Here is a 16,577-nt window from a genome sequence, read left to right as displayed (position 1 = left end):
CGGACCGGCGCGGCCCCATCATGCCGCTGCCGGTCCATCCCTCGCAGATGCCGCCCATGCCGGCGCATCGTTCTTTCGCCGGAGCCGCATGAGCGAATCCCATTCCCCCAAGTTCCTCGAATCCCTTCGCAACCTCGCCGGTTCCGTGGTGTCGATGCTGCAGACTCGCCTGGAGCTGGCCAGCGTGGAACTGGCCGAGGAACGCGAACGGTTGATGAAGGTTGCGCTGCTGGCCTTGTTCGGGCTGGTGTTCTTCAGCATGGCGCTGATGACCTTCACGCTGCTGGTCGCCATCCTGTTCTGGGAAAGCTATCGCTGGCAGGCCCTGGGCGCGATCGTGCTGTTCTACCTGATCTGCGCCGGCGTCTGCCTGCTGGTGGCTCGCAACAAGGTCCGCCACGCCCCGCCGCTGTTTGAATCCACGCTGGCCGAGCTGGACAAGGACCGGGAGATGCTGCGCCAATGACCACGCCCGAAGACGATTCGATCGACAGCCGCCCGCGCCACGAGCACCCCCGTCCGGTCCGCTTTACGCGCGAAGTTCGCCTGCCGCTGGCCGTGCGCAAGGAGTTGCTGGTGACGCGCGCCGCGCTGGAACGCTACGACGCCGTGCAGGCGCTGCGCCAGGTCAAGGGTGGCGCCCGCCGCATGACCAGCCTGGGCGCCTGGCTGCCTCGCATGACCCGGCCGTCGGGCTGGCTCAAGCTGTTCGGCGTGACGCGCGACTATCCGATGGTGAGTACGGCCATCACACTGGCCCTGCCCCTGCTGCGCAAGACCCCGATCGGCCGCGTGGCCTGGAAGCTGTCGAAGCTGGGCATGCTGGCCGGCGCCGGATACTGGGCCTACAAGACCTGGCACGGCGCCCAGCCGCAGGTGCATGCGCACGCGGCGTCGGCCGCGCGGGCGGTGGCGGTGCCGGTCGATACCGGCTTCCGCGACCCGCTGGTGCCGTCGCCCCCCGCGGCGGCGCCTCCGGCTTCCCAACCCTGATCCGGCGCAAGCCGGATCAGCCGGTCTGCACGCGATTGCGGCCCTCGCGCTTGGCCTGGTAACAGGCCAGGTCGGCCGCATCGAGCGCATCCTCGCGCTTGGCCGTGCGTTCGTCGACCCGTACCAGGCCGATGCTGACCCCGATCGAGAATTCATGGTCGTGGCAGCGATACCGATAGGCCGCGATGGCATGACGCAGCCCTTCGGCCACGCGCTCGCCATCGGTGGCGGCGCAATACTCCAGCAGCACCGCGAATTCGTCGCCTCCCAGCCGGGCCAGGGTGTCGCTGCGCCGTAGCTGATGGCGCATGACGTCGGCGATCTGGCAGAGCAGTTCGTCCCCGGCCGCGTGCCCGCAGGTGTCGTTGACGGCCTTGAACTGGTCGAGATCCAGATACATCAGCGTGTGCGTACAGCCTTCATGCTGGGCGCGCGACACCGCCGCCCCAAGCCGCCGCTCGAATTCCAGCCGGTTGACCAGGCCAGTCAGCGGATCGTGGCTGGCCTCGTACGCCAGCTGCGCGGCGTGGGCCCGCTCCAGGCTGACATCATGCAGGACGACGACGATGCCGATCGCCTGCTCGCCCTTGTCCCGGATCAACGCCACCGATGGCTTGACGGCCAGCGTGAACCCCTGCGTGGCAGGCTCGCGGCGCTCGAGCAGCATCACCATCTGGCCGGGCCAGGTGCCCGCCAGCGCGCGCGGCACCAGATCGGCAACCGGCTCCCGGGTGGTTTCGTCATGCAGCCGGCAGACCTGTTGCAGGAAGCAGCCAGCGGCCTCGGCGTCCGTCCATCCGGTCATGGTCTCGGCCACAGGGTTCAGCGACTGGATACGCCCCCAGACATCGGTGGTGATGACCGCGTCGCCAATGGCCTGAAGCGTGACCTGCGCGCGCTCCTTTTCGGCAAACAGCTGTGCCTCGAAACGCTTGCGGTCGGAAATATCGCTGAGCGACCCCGCCATGCGCGTCGCCTTGCCGATGGCGCTGCGCACCATGCGGCCCCTGGCCCTGACCCACAGATAGCCGCCGCCCTTGCGGCGCAGGCGCAGTTCCACGTCGTATGGCGCGCCCTGGCGCACATGCCCCACCAGGCGCCGGTCGAATTCGGCCACGTCGGCCGGGTGCATCAGCGCCAGCAGGGTCTCGCGCGCATGCGGCAGTTCATGGGGGCCATAGCCGAGCATTTCGGCACAGCGTGGCGAGAAATACAGTTCGCCGCGATGGGGATGCCAGTCCCACAAGCCATCGGTGCTGCCGGCCACGGCCAGTTGCAGCCGTTCCTCGCTGACCGTCAGCGCCTGCCGCAACTGGCGGTACCGGCTCATCGCGCGGGTGGACATCCATGTGGCACAGCCTAGCAGCGCCAGCGCCAGACCCGCCGTCCCCCACATCAGCAACCCCCGCACGCGCCGCGATGCCTTGCCCAGTGCGGCCGAGAAGGCTTCCTCCATGGGCGTCAGCAATGCATCGACGTCGGCAATATCGCGTTGCAGCGGCGCGACGCAGGCTGCCGCGCAGCCATGCTCGCTCACGCGCTCGCGCAGCCGACGCGCCATGACGTCGAGCCGTGCGATCTCCGCGTCGGCAGCCGCCCAGATCGAGATCGCCTCATCGATCTCCGGCACATGCCGGAAATACCGGAACAGCCGGATCATGCCGGGTACATCGTCGGGGTGGTTGCCGCCGATCAGCAGTCCCTGCACCGCGCGGGTGCGGTCGTAGTCGGGCTTTTCGAGTTCGAGCCGCGCCAGGTGGTCGCCCTGCGGCACGGCAATGCCGGCCAGATAGGCGTCGTAGTCGGCTTCATCGCGGCTTTCGGCGTAGCGCAACAGGTGGGAAACCGCCGCCTTCTGGCCCTTGCTCCAGAGGCTCTCGCCGGCCACGAAGCCCCGGGCGGCGGACAACACGTCCACACTGGCGATGCAGAACAATGCCAGCGCCAGAACCACCGGGACAAACGGCCAGACGACACGCAGTACGTGCTCATTGGCCGGCAGGCTATCGCCGCCACCAGCTTGCTGCATATGAGACTTCCCGCGCCAGGCCATGGGCCCGGCCCTGTCGATGAATGCACCAAGGCGGGCCTGGGGTGGCCAGCCTTGTCTGGTTGCATTGTCAATGAGGCGTTACGGGGTGTCTCTAACTCAGACTGGTTAATTGATGCCGGGAATATGCATCGGCCAACCACCTAGCAAAACGACGAGTAAAACGCCGTTCAACAGCGCCAGTCCGGTGAGGATGAAGGCCAGGGTCGGCAGGGTCTTGAGCCACGACATTCCGGCCGAAGCCGAGGCGAAGGCCGCGTCCAGATAGCGCGTGGCCTGCTTGCGCACGACCAGCCAATAATAGCCGCCGCCGGCCGCAACGAGGACCACGATCCACGACAGCCACGCCAGCCATCCGAACGGCGCCGGCGCATTGTTGGCCCGGCCCGGCGCGCGTGGGGCGACTGGCGGCAATGGCTGCAGCGAATCGCGCAGCGACAGCGGCACGGACTCGAACACTGGAGTGGCAGGATGCAGATCGTCCGTCGCGCTGACCGGCGACATTTCCGCCTCCCTGCCCGGCAGGACGCGATGTGCCGGCGCCTGCAATGGCGGCGGCGTTCGCTTGACCGCCCGGTTGTCGGCCATCGCTGGCGGCTTATGTGTCGCGGCTTCGCGCGAGGCCGCCCCAGGCGACGCCCTGCGCCAATCCGCGAACAGCTGGTCGAGACACCGCACCGTCGTGCACGCGTCACGCGCCCTGCGCCAGGCGTCGAGATCCCCCTTGCGCAACGTCCCGGCATAGCGCCTGCGCTGCTGGTCGGCATAGATGCCTTCATAGGTCTCGTGCAGCATCGCGTAGTCGCAGATCAACTGCGAGCCGCGCACATGTTGCCGCATGGGCTCCGTACAGGAAGCACCCGCCGGGGCGGAAACATCACAACGCGGTCGATAGCTGTGCGGGCACGAGATGTCGGAAGCCCACGTCGCATGGGCAACCCACAATGTCAGGACGACGAAGAGAGCCAGGTGGCCTGCAATCCGCTGCATGGTGTCTGCGCATCGGCCTTTCGGGAACCGGGGAATTCATTCTAGGCAGCGGCGGCGCACGCTGCCTGATCTGTTACGTGCGTTTGCGCATGGACCGAAGGATAGAACACCAGATTGCGCTGGCAAGTGCGGATACATCGCAGGCAAAACAAAAGGGCCCGTGACTTTCGCCACAGGCCCTTCTGGGAATGCTGGTGGGTCGTGCGTGACTCGAACACGCGACCAACGGATTAAAAGTCCGCTGCTCTACCGACTGAGCTAACGACCCGGAAAAACTGAATCCGCGATTATAGGGAGCCCCCTAGGGGGTGTCAAGCTTCAGGCTCGTCCAGCGCCACTCAGGCCATACGCTCCAGACGCCACATCTGATACTTGAAGGCCAGCATCGCGCCGGCGATGATGGTCGCGAACACGATGAACGAACCGATGGCCAGCGTCGATACGCCGGACAGCCCCTGCCCGATCGTGCAGCCCAGCGCGGTCACGCCGCCCGCGCCCATCAGGATGCCGCCGACCATATGGTTGGCCACATCCTCGGCATTGCCGAATCCTTCCCAGCGGAACGTGCGCGACACCAGCGCATAGGCGCACGCGCCCGCGATCACGCCGAAGACGCTGACGATGCCGATGGTCAGCACCTTGCTCTTGTCGCTGAACATCATCAGCCAGTCCAGCGTGTACGCGTACGGCGCCACGAAGCTCAGACTTTCCATGCGGCCGCTGTTGGTGCCGACGAACAGTTCTTCGAGCGTATTCGGATCTTCGGAGACATAGCCGAGGTGGCCCGACACGTACCACATGCCGACGATGATCAGCCCGACGGCCAGGCCGCCCAGCAGGTTGTCGAACGTGCGGAAGCCGTTGCCGACCAGCGCCCAGAGCACCAGCACCGCGCCGATCGCCACGCCGAGCACCAGTTGCAGCGTGCCGCGCGCCATGCCGGTGACCTGCGCCACCAGCGACGGCAGGTCCTGCGTGGACGGCAGCGCCACCCCCACTGCATCGACGGTATTCACCCGCACGACCCCGAACAGGCCGCGCAAGGTCATGTACGCCGACAGGCCGAGGAACACGAACACCACCAGCGACTTCAGGTTGCCCGCGCCAATGCGCACCAGCGTCTTGCTGCCGCAGCCCGACGCCAGCACCATGCCGAAGCCGAACAGCAGCCCGCCCACCGCCGCCGACAGCCAGCCAAGCCGGGCCGACGTGTAGATGGTCCGGGTCGGATCGATCAGCCCCGTCCACGCCAGCACGCCGGTGCCGATCATCGCCACGCCAATCGCCAGGATCCACATGCGCATACGGCTCCAGTCACCGATGTTGACGATGTCGGAGATGGCGCCCATCGTGCAGAAGTGCGTGCGCTGCAGCACGGCGCCAAACAGGAAGGTCAGCACAAAGGTACTCAGCAGTACGGTGTGCGTGAGCGCGGGGATGTCGATTTCGGGCATGTCGTGACTGGGGGGCTCGTGGATTTCTGATTTTTTCTGGGCGGAGGCGCTCGTGGGCGGCGCCTCTCGTCCTGGCCGGCCGGTTGTTGCGGCGCTCAGGCAGCCGGCTGGTAACGCGTCGGATCGGCGACGCCGGCCTGCTCGAAGCCGGCCTTGCGGATGCGGCAGGAATCGCAAACCCCGCAAGCGCGGCCTTCGTCATCGGCCTTGTAGCACGACACGGTCAGACCATAGTCCACGCCCAGCTTCACGCCGGCACGGATGATTTCGGCCTTGGTCATGTCGATGATCGGGGCGTGCACGCGGAAGCGGTCACCCTCGACACCGGCCTTGGTGGCCAGGTTGGCCAGCGTTTCATACGCCGACACGTATTCGGGGCGGCAATCGGGATAGCCGGAGTAGTCCACCGCATTGGCGCCAAAAAACAGGTCGCGGCCGCCGATGGCCTCGGCCCAGCCAAGCGCCAGCGACAACATGATCGTATTGCGTGCCGGCACATAGGTCACCGGAATGCCGCCGGTGGCGCCGTCGACGGGCACATCGAGCGTGTCGTCGGTCAGGGCCGATCCGCCAAACCGGCGCAGGTCGAGGTCGATGATCTCGTGGCGCCGGGCGCCGAGCGCGGCGGCCACCTTCTGCGCGGCATCCAGTTCGGACGAATGGCGCTGGCCGTATCGCATCGACAACGCATAGGTTTCGAAGCCGGCCGCATTGGCCATGGCAAGCACGGTGGCGGAGTCCAGGCCGCCGGAAAGCAGGACGATTGCACGTTGGGTCATGATGGGGTGCGCGCGGAACAAGCGCGCTGTCAAATACGCCGCGCTGGGCGAATCGCGTATTTTAGCGCGCCGGCGCCCCGGATACGATCAGGCGGGGGTGATGGGCGCCATGGCGCTGCGGCGGCGCCATGCGCCATGGCGCCGGCCCAAAAAAGAAAAAACCCGCAAGATTGCGGGCTCTTTCCTGGCTTTCGTACCCCGGCGGGTCACTTCAGCGTCTTCAGCCGGTTGCTGGCGGCCTGGGCGCCTTCGGTACCCGGATACTTCGACACCACCGTCTCCAGCGTCTTCCTGGCCGCTGCCTTCTGGCCCGATTCCATCTGGTTGTTGGCAATGGCGATCATGGCGTCCGGTACCTTCGCATGCGTCGGGAACTGTTGCACCATGTTCTGCAGCACGAAAGTCGAACCCTTGTAGTCACGCTGCGCGTAGAGCGAATTGCCGAGCCAGAACTGCGCCAGCGGCAAGTACGGGCTTTGCGGATACTTCTTCGCAAATGCCGAGAAGGCGTTGCCCGCGCCCTTGAAATCGCCCGACTGGAACTGCTTCAGCGCGGCGTCGTACTCGGGCTTTTCGGTCGGCTGTGCAAGCCCTTCCTTGCCATCGACGGTCACCTGTTGCGGCTCGAATTTCTTCAGGCGCGCGTCCAGGTCCGCGTAGTAATCCTTCTGCTGTTTCTGCAGCGTGTCCACCGTGTTTTGCAACACCTCGTTCTGACCACGCAGCCGGGCCACTTCCTGACGCAGACCTTCCAGCTGGTTCTGCATGTCGAGCTGCTGGCGGCTGTTCTGGTCGATACGCTGCGATGCCGTTGCCTGGAAACCGTTGAACTGGTCCCGCAGTTGCAGCACCGCCTTGCGCGCTTCGTCGTCGTCAAAGACGCCGGCGTGCGCGGAACTGGCTGCCAGCAGACCGCCGGAGACAGCGGCCAGCCACAGCAGGGTGGAAACGCGAGCTTTCATGAAGGATTATTCCGTGGATCAGTAGACGATGTCGGCGCGACGGTTTTCAGCCCACGAGGCTTCGTCGTGGCCGGTGGCCTTCGGCTTTTCCTTGCCCAGGCTCACCGCTTCCATCTGCGACTCGGGCACGCCCAGCGACGACATCGAGCGGCGCACGGCCTCGGCACGCTTCTGGCCCAGGGCCAGGTTGTACTCGCTGGTGCCGCGTTCGTCGGTGTTGCCCTGGATCAGGATCTTGCGGCCCTTGTTGGCGCTCAGGTACTGCGCGTGCGTTTGCAGCGTGCCCTGGTATTCCGACTTGACCGAGTAGCTGTCGAAGTCGAAATACACGCTACGCTTGGCCAGCGGGCTGTTCGGGTCGTTCAGCGGATCGGCCGCAACCACCGGCGCCACGGCGCGCGGATCGGTCTGGGCGCCGCCCTGGTTGGCACCCGACTTCGATGCGTCGTCCAGCTTCACGCCGGAGCTGCAGGCGCCCAGGGCCAGCAGTGCAGCCAGGGCGAGCGATTTGGTCATCATTTGGGACATGGCGAGAGACTCCTCTTTTTCTACTGCATGAAAGGACCCCAGGACGGCTCGCGAACCTCGCCGGACTGGAGTGACAGAACCTGTTTCGTTCGGCCGTCCGTGGAGACTGCCGCCAGTACCGAGCGGCCGCCCACGCGGGTGGCATACAGGATGTATTTTCCATTGGCGGCGAAGCTCGGGGCCTCGTCGTTGGACGTATCCGTAAGAGAAGTCACGTCACCGTTGGACAGGTCCTGCAGCTGCAGGCGGAAGCCGCCCGAACGCGAGATGTAGGCCAGGTACTTGCCGTCCGGCGAAACGCGCGGACTGACGTTGTAGTTGCCCTTGAAGGTCACGCGCTGTGCTGCGCCGGATTCCTCGCCAGAGGCCGGCATACGGTAGATCTGCGGCGCACCGCCGCGATCGCTGGTGAAATAGATGCTGCGGCCGTCCGGCGAGAACTGCGGCTCGGTGTCGATCGCACTGCTGCGCGAGATGCGGCGCAGGCCGGAGCCGTCGGCGTTGACCAGGTAGATCTGGGTGTTGCCGTCGCGCGAGAGCGCCACGGCCAGGCGCTGCCCGTCGGGCGACCACGACGGCGCGCTGTTGTTGCCCTTCTGATTCGACACCAGCGTGCGCTTGCCCGTGGCCAGGTCATGCACGTACACCACCGGCTTCTTGGCCTCGAACGAGACATAAGCCACGCGGCGGCCATCGGGCGACCACGACGGCGAGATGATCGGCTCGCTGCTGGACAGCGCCACCTGGGCGTTCTGGCCATCCGAATCCGAAATCAGCAGCTGGTAGCGGTTGCCCACCTTCGACACATACGACAGGCGCGTGGCAAATACGCCACGTTCGCCCAGCAGCTTCTCGTAGATGTAGTCGGCGATCTTGTGCGCGGTCACGCGCAGCTGGCTCTGGCTGACATTGAAGGCCAGACCGCCCAGGCTCTGGCCCTTGACCGTGTCGTACAGGCGGAAACGCACCTCGTACTGGCCATTGCCGGACGGGGTCACGCTGCCCGCCACGAAGGCGTCGGCGCCCTTGGCCTTCCAGCTGCCCAGGTCCACCTGGGCCGATTCGGCGACGGTGGCGCCGGCCGGATCGATATTGCGAAAACGGCCGCTGTTGGTCAGATCGGAACGGATGACGGCGGTCAGGTTCTGCGCGCCCTGGCCTTCGCCCTGGAAGTTGGCCGTGGCCACCGGGAACTGGTTCGAACCCACGCCGGTGATTTCCACGTTCAGTTGCGCGTGCGCGGCGCCGGCCGACATCAGTGCCACCGCCAGCCAGGCCATCAGCGCGTGGCGGCCCTGGTCGCGGGTGATCTTGGTGGTCTGGCGCCGGGACAGCCAGTTAGGGACCCAAAGCTTTCGCATGCTGCTCCTCAGTCGATTTTGGGATTCATCGGTACGGCGGGCACAGCAAGTCGGGCACAGGAACGGCATGCAGCTTGGCGCATGCTCCGTGCGTGTACGTCTTGCACACTGCCGGCCGCGTCAGGCAACCGTTCATGGTAGCGATGGGACTGGCGGCCAACGATGAAGGTTGCATTATGTTGCAAATCATGGCGCTCTCGACCCCTGGCTGGTCAGTCCTTGGGGCGGAACGTGATCGTGAATTCGAACGACGGGGCCTTGCCGCCCTCGTCGGTCGGCAGCGGGTCCGAACGCTCCACGGCGCGCATCACGGCATTATCCCAGTCGGCGTCGCCGCTGGACTTGGCCAGCCGCTTGGACAGGATCGAGCCGTCCGGCGCCAGCCGGACCGCCACCACGGCCGGCGGATTGCCTTCCACGGTGCCGTTGAAGATGATGTTCGGCTTCACGCGGCGGCGCACCCGGTCGGAATAGCCCGGCGACGCCTTGCCGCCCGAACCGGCGCCCGAGCCTGCCGCATTGCCAACGCCGCCGCCGCTCGACGACGCGCTGCCGCCGCCTGCCAGCGCCTGCAGGCGCGCCAGTTCGCTCTTGCGCTGCGCGTTGGCCGCAGCATCGCGCTTGGCCTTGGCATCGGCATCCGCCTTGGCCTTCGCCTGTTTCTCGGCATCCGCCTTGGCCTTGGCCTGCTTGTCGGCTTCGGCCCTGGCCTTCGCGTCGGCTTCCTTGCGCTGCTGCTCGGCCTTTTCCTTTTCCTTTTCCCGGGCGATTTCGGCGGCCTTTTCCTGCGCTGCCTTGTCAGCCTTGTCCTTGTCAGCCTTCTTCTTCGCGTCTTCCTTGCGCTGCGCGTCGAGCTGCTGCTGGCGCTGCTCTTCCTTGCGCTGGGCTTCCTTCTGTTCCTGTTCCTTGCGCTCGCGTTCGCGGCGCGCGGCTTCCTCGCGTGCAGCGGCCTCCTCGGCCTGCTTGCGCTTCTTCTGCTCCAGCGCGATGTCGGCCGCTTCCTCGACCTTGCTGCGCACGGCCGGCTGCGGCGGCGTCGGCACCGGCTGCTCCACCGGACGCGGCGGCGGCGGTGCGGGCGTGACGTCGGGAACCTCTTCCCAAAGTTCGGCCTCGGCGCCCACCGGCGTGCTGCTCTGCCAATGCACGCCGTAGTACAGCACGATGCCGAGCAACAGGTGCATCAGCAGCGCGAGCAGGAACGACCGCATCGTGCCGCGTTCCTTGACCGGCTGATACGGATAGGCGGCGGCCTTCGTGCGCGAAGGCCCTGGCTGCGGATGACGTGACGAGAGGCTGGCCACTTTGGGACGCAATAGTGCTTACTTGGACTTGACCATCAGCCCGACGCGCTTCACGCCATCGGCCTTGAGCTCTGACATGACGTCCAGTACGGCTTCATACTTGACCGTCTTGGCAGCAGCAATCACCACCGGCTGGTCCGGATTCTCGTTCTGGCGCTGGCGCACGAAATCGGTCAGGCCGCGCTTGTCGAGCTTGCGCTCGAACGATCCGCCCGAGCTGTCCTTGCCGCGCGCGGTCAGCTGGCCATCTTCATGCACGGTGACGACGATCGGCGGCGTTTGCTGCTGCGGCGTGGCGTTGGCCACCGACGGCAGGTCCACCACCGCAGGGCTCACGATCGGTGCCGCCACCATGAAGATGACGAGCAGCACGAGCATCACGTCGATATACGGCACGACGTTGATCTCGGCGCTGGCCCGGCGGCGCGAACCGCCGCGGCGCTGGATGGCTGCCATGTCTGATGCTCCCCGTTTAACGCGTCTGGCGCTGCAGGATGTTCAGGAACTCTTCCATGAAGCTTTCGAACCGGATGGCCAGGCGATCGATCTCCGTGGCGTAGCGGTTGTAGGCAATCACGGCCGGGATGGCGGCGAACAGGCCGATCGCGGTGGCGACCAGCGCCTCAGCGATACCGGGCGCCACCGACGCAAGTGTTGCTTGCTGCACATTCGACAGACCGCGGAAGGCGTTCATGATCCCCCACACCGTACCGAACAGGCCGATGTACGGGCTCACCGAACCCACCGACGCCAGGAACGGCAGGTGCGATTCCAGCACGTCCATCTCGCGCTGATAGGCGGCGCGCATGGCGCGGCGGGCGGCGTCCAGCAGGGCGCCGGCGTCGTTGCTGCGTTCCCGGGCCTTGAGGAACTCGCCCATGCCCGATTCGAAGATGCGCTCCAGCGCGCCGGTGTTGTGGCGGTTGTTCACGGCGCTGTTATAGAGCGCCTGCAGGTCGCCGCCGGCCCAGAAGTCGCGCTCGAAGCCTTCGGTCTGGGTGCGCGCCGAGCGCAGCGCCAGGTGCTTGCGGAAGATATAGGTCCACGAGAACAGGGACATCACCAGCAGCAGCGCCATGACGGCCTGTGCCAGCAGGCTGGCGTGAAGGACCAGCGAAATGATCGACAGGTCTTGTGTGACGGTCACCGGATTCATCGAGCGTTTTTAATAGTAGCGAGAACAGGGGCAGGAATCGGGGCCGGACGGAACGTGCCTTTGTCGACACATCCCACGCGGATTTTGCCGCTGGCCAGCAGCAAGTCCCCGCGCCACGCTTCCTGGGCGAATTGGACCGATGCCGGCCCAACCCGTTCGATATGCGTACGGATTTCCAGCTGGTCATCCAGCCGGGCGGGCGCATTGTATTCCACAGCGGTGCTGCGTACGACGAAGACCACGCCGGACGTATCGGCAAGGGTCTGCTGCTCAATGCCGAGCGAGCGCAGCCATTCGGTCCGCGCCCGTTCGAAAAACTTGAGGTAGTTGGCGTAAAACACCACGCCGCCTGCGTCGGTGTCTTCCCAATACACGCGCAGCGGCCACACGAAATTTGGCATGGGCCGCATTGTAACGGAGCGCACTGGTTAACCCGTAGGCGACTTTGCAACAGCAAGTTGCGAGCCATACGCCACAAGGCCTTGACGGCGCAGGCGGCGCGCGCTCCGCGCCCGGCCGCTGCCGGGTTGCGGCCCGCGGCGCGTTCGCATAAACTCTGCCGCAACCATTCCACCTTGCGCGACTGGCGAAGTCAGTGGGTACTACCACGAGGAAGCGCAAGTTCATTGGGCGTGAAGTAAGAATGCGCCTGCCGCTCGCCTGGGCAGCGAATGGGAAGCAGGGTGCGCCCTGTACCGGTCAGCCGCATAGGGCCGCCCGGTACTGGACGCCAGTGCCTTCCCGCGCGCCCTATCCGCGAAGTAATTCCCGCTTTAATACGATTGCGCCGACCTGCAACCGATGCTCCTATCGTTTTTGCCGTCCGCTTTCCTTTTTACAGACGAGTCACGCCATGTTTGAACGCAGCCGTTTCACGATCGAACAGATCGACCCCGAAGTCTTCGCCGCTATCCAGAAGGAGAACCAGCGTCAGGAAGATCATATCGAGCTGATCGCCTCCGAAAACTACACCTCGCCGGCCGTGATGGCCGCCCAGGGTTCGCAACTGACCAACAAGTATGCCGAGGGCTATCCCGGCAAGCGATACTACGGCGGCTGCGAGTATGTCGACGTCGTGGAACAGCTGGCCATCGACCGCGTGAAGCAGCTGTTTGGCGCCGACGCCGCCAACGTGCAGCCGAACTCGGGCTCGCAGGCCAACCAGGGCGTGTTCTTCGCCATGCTCAAGCCGGGCGACACCATCATGGGCATGAGCCTGGCCGAAGGCGGCCACCTGACCCACGGCATGGCGCTGAACATGAGCGGCAAGTGGTTCAACGTCGTGAGCTACGGCCTGAACGCCCAGGAAGACATCGACTACGACGCGCTGGAGAAGCAGGCGCACGAAACGAAGCCGAAGATGATCATCGCCGGCGCTTCGGCATTCTCCCTGCGCATCGACTTCGAACGCATCGCCAAGGTTGCCAAGGCAGTGGGCGCATACTTCATGGTCGACATGGCGCACTACGCCGGCCTGATCGCCGCCGGTGTGTACCCGAACCCGGTGCCGCACGCCGACTTCGTCACCACCACCACCCACAAGAGCCTGCGCGGCCCGCGCGGTGGCGTGATCCTGATGAAGGCCGAGCACGAAAAGGCCATCAACTCGGCCATTTTCCCGGGTATCCAGGGCGGCCCGCTGATGCACGTGATCGCCGGCAAGGCCGTGGCGTTCAAGGAAGCCTTGCAGCCGGCATTCAAGGAATACCAGCAGCAAGTGGTGAAGAACGCCGCCGTGCTGGCCGAGACCCTGATCGCGCGCGGCCTGCGCATCGTGTCGGGCAAGACCGAAAGCCACGTGATGCTGGTGGACCTGCGTGCCAAGCAGATCACCGGCAAGGAAGCCGAGAAGATTCTGGGCGACGCGCATATCACGGTGAACAAGAACGCCATCCCGAACGATCCGGAAAAGCCGTTCGTGACCTCGGGCATCCGCCTGGGTTCGCCGGCCATGACCACGCGCGGCTTCAAGGAAGAAGAAGCCCGTCAGGTGGCCAACCTGATCGCCGACGTGCTGGACAACCCGCACGACGAAGCCAACATCGCCAAGGTTCGCGAGCAGGTGTCCGCACTGACCCGCCGCTTCCCGGTCTACGGCTGATCGGACCGACGGCGTGGATCGCCCCCCCGGGCGATCTGAAGCGTATCTATAGTTAGTACGCACCAACGGCGCCGCCCTCCTCCGGGTCGGCGGCGCCGGTTGACCCGCCACAACCCCGCAGCAGAACTCAAAGATGCAAAATGCGGGCTGGCATATTTCTTCAGGTGGTCAGGCATGAAATGCCCCTTCTGCGGTCATTCCAATACCCAGGTCCTTGACAGTCGCGTCTCCGAGGACGGCGAAGCCGTGCGCCGGCGCCGGCGCTGCGAAGCCTGCGACCGCCGTTTCACCACCTACGAGCGCATCGAGCTGTTCTTCCCGGCCATCGTGAAGAAGAACGGCTCGCGCGTGGACTATTCCCGGGCCAAGCTCAAGGATTCGATGCGGCTGGCCCTGCGCAAGCGGCCGGTTTCGGCCGAAGCCATCGACGAAGCCATCCTGCGCATCGAGGAAAAGCTGCTGGCGCTGGGCGAAAAGGAAATCCCGAGCAGCCAGGTGGGCGAACTGGTCATGCGCGAACTGCGCAAGCTCGACAAGATCGCCTATATCCGCTTTGCTTCCGTCTATCGAAGCTTCGAGGATGTGTCTGAATTCCGCGACGTACTCGACGAATTTTCGACCCCTACCCCACGAAAGGGGTAGCCACTTCGCCAAAAAAGATGTCTAATCTGCACTGACCTCCTTCGGGTAGGAGGCAGGCGGACGAACGCGCGTTTCCATCGCATAAGAACGCTGCGACACAGCAGCGTCGCCACACGCGGAACCGGACCCATCAGAGGCCCGGACGCAACAGCATTCCAGCGCGCCGCGCAAAGAACAAAAAAAGAACTGTCGTTTTTTTGGACGGGAGTCACAAATGGGTCAGTCTTTCTGCCGGAAGGCAGCGGGCTTGCTGACGCCTTTGCTGCCTAAGCCTGGGGTCAATGCCGGCGTGGCTGCAGTGGCGTCAGGGGCTGTACACGCGCGCACAGGTCAACGACACCGTCGGCGCGCGCGAGGGGTCACGCTGATCGAACTGATGGTGACCATTGCGGTACTGGCCGTGCTGGCCGCCGCAGCCGCACCAAACTTCAAGTCATTCCTGCATAACAGCCGGCTGTCGGCCGATGCCACGCGTCTGTTCGCGGACCTCGAACTCGCCCGCAGCGAGGCCGCGCGCCGCAACACCACGGTGACGGTCTGCCCGCTCGGCGCTGGCAATACCTGCTCCGACGACTGGACCCTGCCCCGCATCGTGTTTGTCGATGCGGACAATGACGGCGTCTACGCCAACACCGAAGAACTGGTGCGGAACAGCGATCCGCTGCAAGCCACCACGGAAGTCACCGCCGCCAATCTCGGCGCCACGCCGGATCGCGTACGCATGCGATCCACGGGCAGTTCCAGCACGCCCACCGCGAGCTGGAAATTCTGCGAGCGCAATGCCACGGAAGCCGGCCAGACGGTTTCCATGACCGGCAGCGGCCGGCCCTCCACCCAGCTGCAGTCGACGTGTCCCTGACGCCATGACGCCCTACTCCTCCCCGATCCCGATGGCGGATCGATGCCGGCTGTCGCGTGCGCGGAACCCGGCGCGCGGCTTTTCGTTGATCGAGGCGCTGGTCACGCTGATCGTCCTGTCGATCGGCATGCTGGCGCTGGCCAACCTGCAATTGCAGACGCTGGTGGACTCGCGCACCGCCGCGATGCGCAACTATGCCGCGCTGATGGCCTACAACCTGGCGGACCAGATTCGCAGCAACAGCACCGCCGTGACGAACGGCACGTTCAACGTCCCCAAGTCATCCGAAGCGGTGGCCAAGTGCTATACCGCGGCAGGCTGCACGCCGGACGAGATGGCGATCACGGCCTATGCCACATGGCTCGCGGACGTCCGGGAAAGCATGCCCGGTGGCGACGGCATCGTATGCACCGACAGCACGCCCAACGACGGCTCCGGATCAGCCGAAGACAAGAACGGCTGCGACAAGGACGCCAATGCGCCGTATGTCATCAAGATCTTCTGGAGCGAAGACAACGGCGGCACCCCACAGCATTTCTCGACCGCGCTCATCCCATGACTACGCCAAACCGTCAGTTCCGCCGCCGCGCGGCCAGCGGCTTTACGCTGGTCGAGTTGATGGTCGGCATGGTGATCAGCATGCTGCTGATCCTCGCAGCCAGCTCGCTCTATATCTCGCAGCGCCGCACCAACAGCACGCAGGGCGATGTGGGCGAGATCCAGGAGAACGCCCGCGCCATTGCCCAGCTGCTGCAGCGCCAGGCGCGCCAGATCGGCTACTCCGATTTCCTGTACACGAATAACGACTTCGTGTCCCCCACGCTCGAAGCCACGAACGACGGTGGCGCGAACACCAGCGACACGCTGACGCTGCGCTACTACGGCTCATCGATGGCCGGCGGAGATCCGTTCGCCGCACCGGGCAGCCCGACATTCCCGAAGGCTGACGGCAGCTCGGTCGATTGCAGCGGCAACGACGTGAACGGCAACGTGCAGACCACCGAGATCTATTCGATCGTCAAGGACGCGGACGGTGTTCCATGGCTGCAGTGCGATGTAAATGGCACCCCCACGCCTCTCTTCCGCAATGTGGAGGCGCTCCAGATCCTGCTGGGCGAGGACACCGACAACGACATGGTGGTGAACCGCTTTGTGCGACCTGGAGCGGCCGCAAACATGGACAACGTGCTGGCCGTGCGCGTGTCCGTCGTACTGCGCGGCAACAGCACCACCAACCCCGACATGGTCAAGACGAAAATCAACCATTTCGGCACCACGTACGCACCCGGTGACCTGGCGCCCAACGGGGATGCCGGCAGCGTGATGCAACTGGCCGCCGACGGCCGTCTTCACAGGCATTTCACGTTCTACATCGCCCTTCGCAACCGACTGACATAG

At 65.2% G+C, this 16,577-nt stretch carries 18 protein-coding genes, 1 tRNA gene and 1 riboswitch; of the genes, 7 read left to right on the top strand and 12 right to left on the bottom strand.

Annotated features, from left to right (window positions below; genetic code table 11):
• Nucleotides 1-88: 88 nt before the first annotated feature.
• Nucleotides 89-466, top strand: coding sequence for a phage holin family protein (locus AC24R4_RS20965; RefSeq protein ID WP_400393493.1), 378 nt, complete (start codon nucleotides 89-91; stop codon nucleotides 464-466).
• Entirely contained in the window at nucleotides 463-993 is a 531-nt protein-coding gene (locus tag AC24R4_RS20960; RefSeq protein WP_400393491.1) for a DUF3318 domain-containing protein, read from the top strand. The genes AC24R4_RS20965 and AC24R4_RS20960 overlap by 4 nt, the downstream gene beginning before the upstream one ends.
• A gap of 16 nt (nucleotides 994-1,009) precedes the next feature.
• Here AC24R4_RS20960 and AC24R4_RS20955 read toward each other — a convergent pair whose 3' ends face one another.
• From AC24R4_RS20955 to ybgC, 12 genes are all read right to left on the bottom strand, one after another.
• The gene (locus tag AC24R4_RS20955) at nucleotides 1,010-3,022 is read right to left on the bottom strand and encodes a diguanylate cyclase domain-containing protein (RefSeq protein ID WP_487523565.1); all 2,013 of its coding nucleotides are present in this window, start codon (nucleotides 3,020-3,022) and stop codon (nucleotides 1,010-1,012) included.
• Between the two features lie 129 nt (nucleotides 3,023-3,151).
• Nucleotides 3,152-4,033: a hypothetical protein gene (locus AC24R4_RS20950; protein ID WP_487523564.1), complete on the bottom strand. Its 882-nt coding sequence runs from the start codon at nucleotides 4,031-4,033 to the stop codon at nucleotides 3,152-3,154.
• A 192-nt stretch (nucleotides 4,034-4,225) separates the two neighbouring features.
• Nucleotides 4,226-4,301: transfer RNA gene (locus tag AC24R4_RS20945), tRNA-Lys, on the bottom strand.
• A gap of 70 nt (nucleotides 4,302-4,371) precedes the next feature.
• Entirely contained in the window at nucleotides 4,372-5,487 is a 1,116-nt protein-coding gene (locus AC24R4_RS20940) for a YeeE/YedE family protein (RefSeq protein ID WP_400393350.1), read from the bottom strand.
• A gap of 95 nt (nucleotides 5,488-5,582) precedes the next feature.
• Nucleotides 5,583-6,266 (bottom strand): 7-cyano-7-deazaguanine synthase QueC, encoded by a 684-nt coding sequence (queC, locus tag AC24R4_RS20935; RefSeq protein ID WP_400393352.1) that lies wholly within the window; start codon nucleotides 6,264-6,266, stop codon nucleotides 5,583-5,585.
• A 206-nt stretch (nucleotides 6,267-6,472) separates the two neighbouring features.
• Nucleotides 6,473-7,228, bottom strand: a complete 756-nt coding sequence (gene ybgF / locus AC24R4_RS20930) for a tol-pal system protein YbgF (protein ID WP_153945609.1) — start codon at nucleotides 7,226-7,228, stop codon at nucleotides 6,473-6,475.
• A gap of 18 nt (nucleotides 7,229-7,246) precedes the next feature.
• A complete protein-coding gene (gene pal / locus AC24R4_RS20925; protein WP_197497450.1) occupies nucleotides 7,247-7,756 on the bottom strand; it encodes a peptidoglycan-associated lipoprotein Pal in 510 nt (169 codons plus the stop codon).
• Between the two features lie 20 nt (nucleotides 7,757-7,776).
• Nucleotides 7,777-9,117, bottom strand: coding sequence for a Tol-Pal system beta propeller repeat protein TolB (gene tolB, locus AC24R4_RS20920; protein WP_153945610.1), 1,341 nt, complete (start codon nucleotides 9,115-9,117; stop codon nucleotides 7,777-7,779).
• A 212-nt stretch (nucleotides 9,118-9,329) separates the two neighbouring features.
• Entirely contained in the window at nucleotides 9,330-10,421 is a 1,092-nt protein-coding gene (gene tolA, locus AC24R4_RS20915; RefSeq protein WP_400393359.1) for a cell envelope integrity protein TolA, read from the bottom strand.
• 18 nt (nucleotides 10,422-10,439) lie between these two features.
• Nucleotides 10,440-10,877: a protein TolR gene (tolR, locus tag AC24R4_RS20910; protein ID WP_153945612.1), complete on the bottom strand. Its 438-nt coding sequence runs from the start codon at nucleotides 10,875-10,877 to the stop codon at nucleotides 10,440-10,442.
• A 16-nt stretch (nucleotides 10,878-10,893) separates the two neighbouring features.
• A complete protein-coding gene (gene tolQ / locus AC24R4_RS20905; protein ID WP_066731701.1) occupies nucleotides 10,894-11,577 on the bottom strand; it encodes a protein TolQ in 684 nt (227 codons plus the stop codon).
• Nucleotides 11,574-11,978, bottom strand: a complete 405-nt coding sequence (gene ybgC / locus AC24R4_RS20900; RefSeq protein WP_400393355.1) for a tol-pal system-associated acyl-CoA thioesterase — start codon at nucleotides 11,976-11,978, stop codon at nucleotides 11,574-11,576. The genes tolQ and ybgC overlap by 4 nt, the downstream gene beginning before the upstream one ends.
• 168 nt (nucleotides 11,979-12,146) lie before the next feature.
• Nucleotides 12,147-12,250, top strand: a riboswitch (ZMP/ZTP riboswitch).
• Nucleotides 12,251-12,430: 180 nt separating this feature from the next.
• Here ybgC and glyA point away from each other — a divergent pair.
• The 5 genes from glyA to AC24R4_RS20875 all read left to right on the top strand — a co-directional run bounded on the left by glyA (nucleotide 12,431) and on the right by AC24R4_RS20875 (nucleotide 16,577).
• Entirely contained in the window at nucleotides 12,431-13,678 is a 1,248-nt protein-coding gene (glyA, locus tag AC24R4_RS20895; protein WP_153945614.1) for a serine hydroxymethyltransferase, read from the top strand.
• A gap of 174 nt (nucleotides 13,679-13,852) precedes the next feature.
• Nucleotides 13,853-14,320: a transcriptional regulator NrdR gene (gene nrdR, locus AC24R4_RS20890; RefSeq protein WP_029051311.1), complete on the top strand. Its 468-nt coding sequence runs from the start codon at nucleotides 13,853-13,855 to the stop codon at nucleotides 14,318-14,320.
• 214 nt (nucleotides 14,321-14,534) lie between these two features.
• Complete coding sequence (locus tag AC24R4_RS20885; RefSeq protein ID WP_487523563.1) at nucleotides 14,535-15,179, top strand: GspH/FimT family pseudopilin; 645 nt, start codon at nucleotides 14,535-14,537, stop codon at nucleotides 15,177-15,179.
• 4 nt (nucleotides 15,180-15,183) lie between these two features.
• Entirely contained in the window at nucleotides 15,184-15,738 is a 555-nt protein-coding gene (gene pilV / locus AC24R4_RS20880) for a type IV pilus modification protein PilV (RefSeq protein WP_487523562.1), read from the top strand.
• Nucleotides 15,735-16,577, top strand: a complete 843-nt coding sequence (locus AC24R4_RS20875) for a PilW family protein (protein WP_487523561.1) — start codon at nucleotides 15,735-15,737, stop codon at nucleotides 16,575-16,577. The genes pilV and AC24R4_RS20875 overlap by 4 nt, the downstream gene beginning before the upstream one ends.

The sequence above is a fragment of the Cupriavidus sp. CER-90 genome, assembly GCF_057652055.1.
This window is presented reverse-complemented; position numbering and strand designations above follow the sequence as displayed.

Coding starts and splice junctions, on each gene's coding strand:
- AC24R4_RS20965 (WP_400393493.1), top strand. CDS start 89: ATGAGCGAATCCCATTCCCCCAAGTTCCTCGAATCCCTTCGCAACCTC.
- AC24R4_RS20960 (WP_400393491.1), top strand. CDS start 463: ATGACCACGCCCGAAGACGATTCGATCGACAGCCGCCCGCGCCACGAG.
- AC24R4_RS20955 (WP_487523565.1), bottom strand. CDS start 3,022: ATGCAGCAAGCTGGTGGCGGCGATAGCCTGCCGGCCAATGAGCACGTA.
- AC24R4_RS20950 (WP_487523564.1), bottom strand. CDS start 4,033: ATGCAGCGGATTGCAGGCCACCTGGCTCTCTTCGTCGTCCTGACATTG.
- AC24R4_RS20940 (WP_400393350.1), bottom strand. CDS start 5,487: ATGCCCGAAATCGACATCCCCGCGCTCACGCACACCGTACTGCTGAGT.
- queC (WP_400393352.1), bottom strand. CDS start 6,266: ATGACCCAACGTGCAATCGTCCTGCTTTCCGGCGGCCTGGACTCCGCC.
- ybgF (WP_153945609.1), bottom strand. CDS start 7,228: ATGAAAGCTCGCGTTTCCACCCTGCTGTGGCTGGCCGCTGTCTCCGGC.
- pal (WP_197497450.1), bottom strand. CDS start 7,756: ATGTCCCAAATGATGACCAAATCGCTCGCCCTGGCTGCACTGCTGGCC.
- tolB (WP_153945610.1), bottom strand. CDS start 9,117: ATGCGAAAGCTTTGGGTCCCTAACTGGCTGTCCCGGCGCCAGACCACC.
- tolR (WP_153945612.1), bottom strand. CDS start 10,877: ATGGCAGCCATCCAGCGCCGCGGCGGTTCGCGCCGCCGGGCCAGCGCC.
- tolQ (WP_066731701.1), bottom strand. CDS start 11,577: ATGAATCCGGTGACCGTCACACAAGACCTGTCGATCATTTCGCTGGTC.
- ybgC (WP_400393355.1), bottom strand. CDS start 11,978: ATGCCAAATTTCGTGTGGCCGCTGCGCGTGTATTGGGAAGACACCGAC.
- glyA (WP_153945614.1), top strand. CDS start 12,431: ATGTTTGAACGCAGCCGTTTCACGATCGAACAGATCGACCCCGAAGTC.
- nrdR (WP_029051311.1), top strand. CDS start 13,853: ATGAAATGCCCCTTCTGCGGTCATTCCAATACCCAGGTCCTTGACAGT.
- AC24R4_RS20885 (WP_487523563.1), top strand. CDS start 14,535: ATGGGTCAGTCTTTCTGCCGGAAGGCAGCGGGCTTGCTGACGCCTTTG.
- pilV (WP_487523562.1), top strand. CDS start 15,184: ATGACGCCCTACTCCTCCCCGATCCCGATGGCGGATCGATGCCGGCTG.
- AC24R4_RS20875 (WP_487523561.1), top strand. CDS start 15,735: ATGACTACGCCAAACCGTCAGTTCCGCCGCCGCGCGGCCAGCGGCTTT.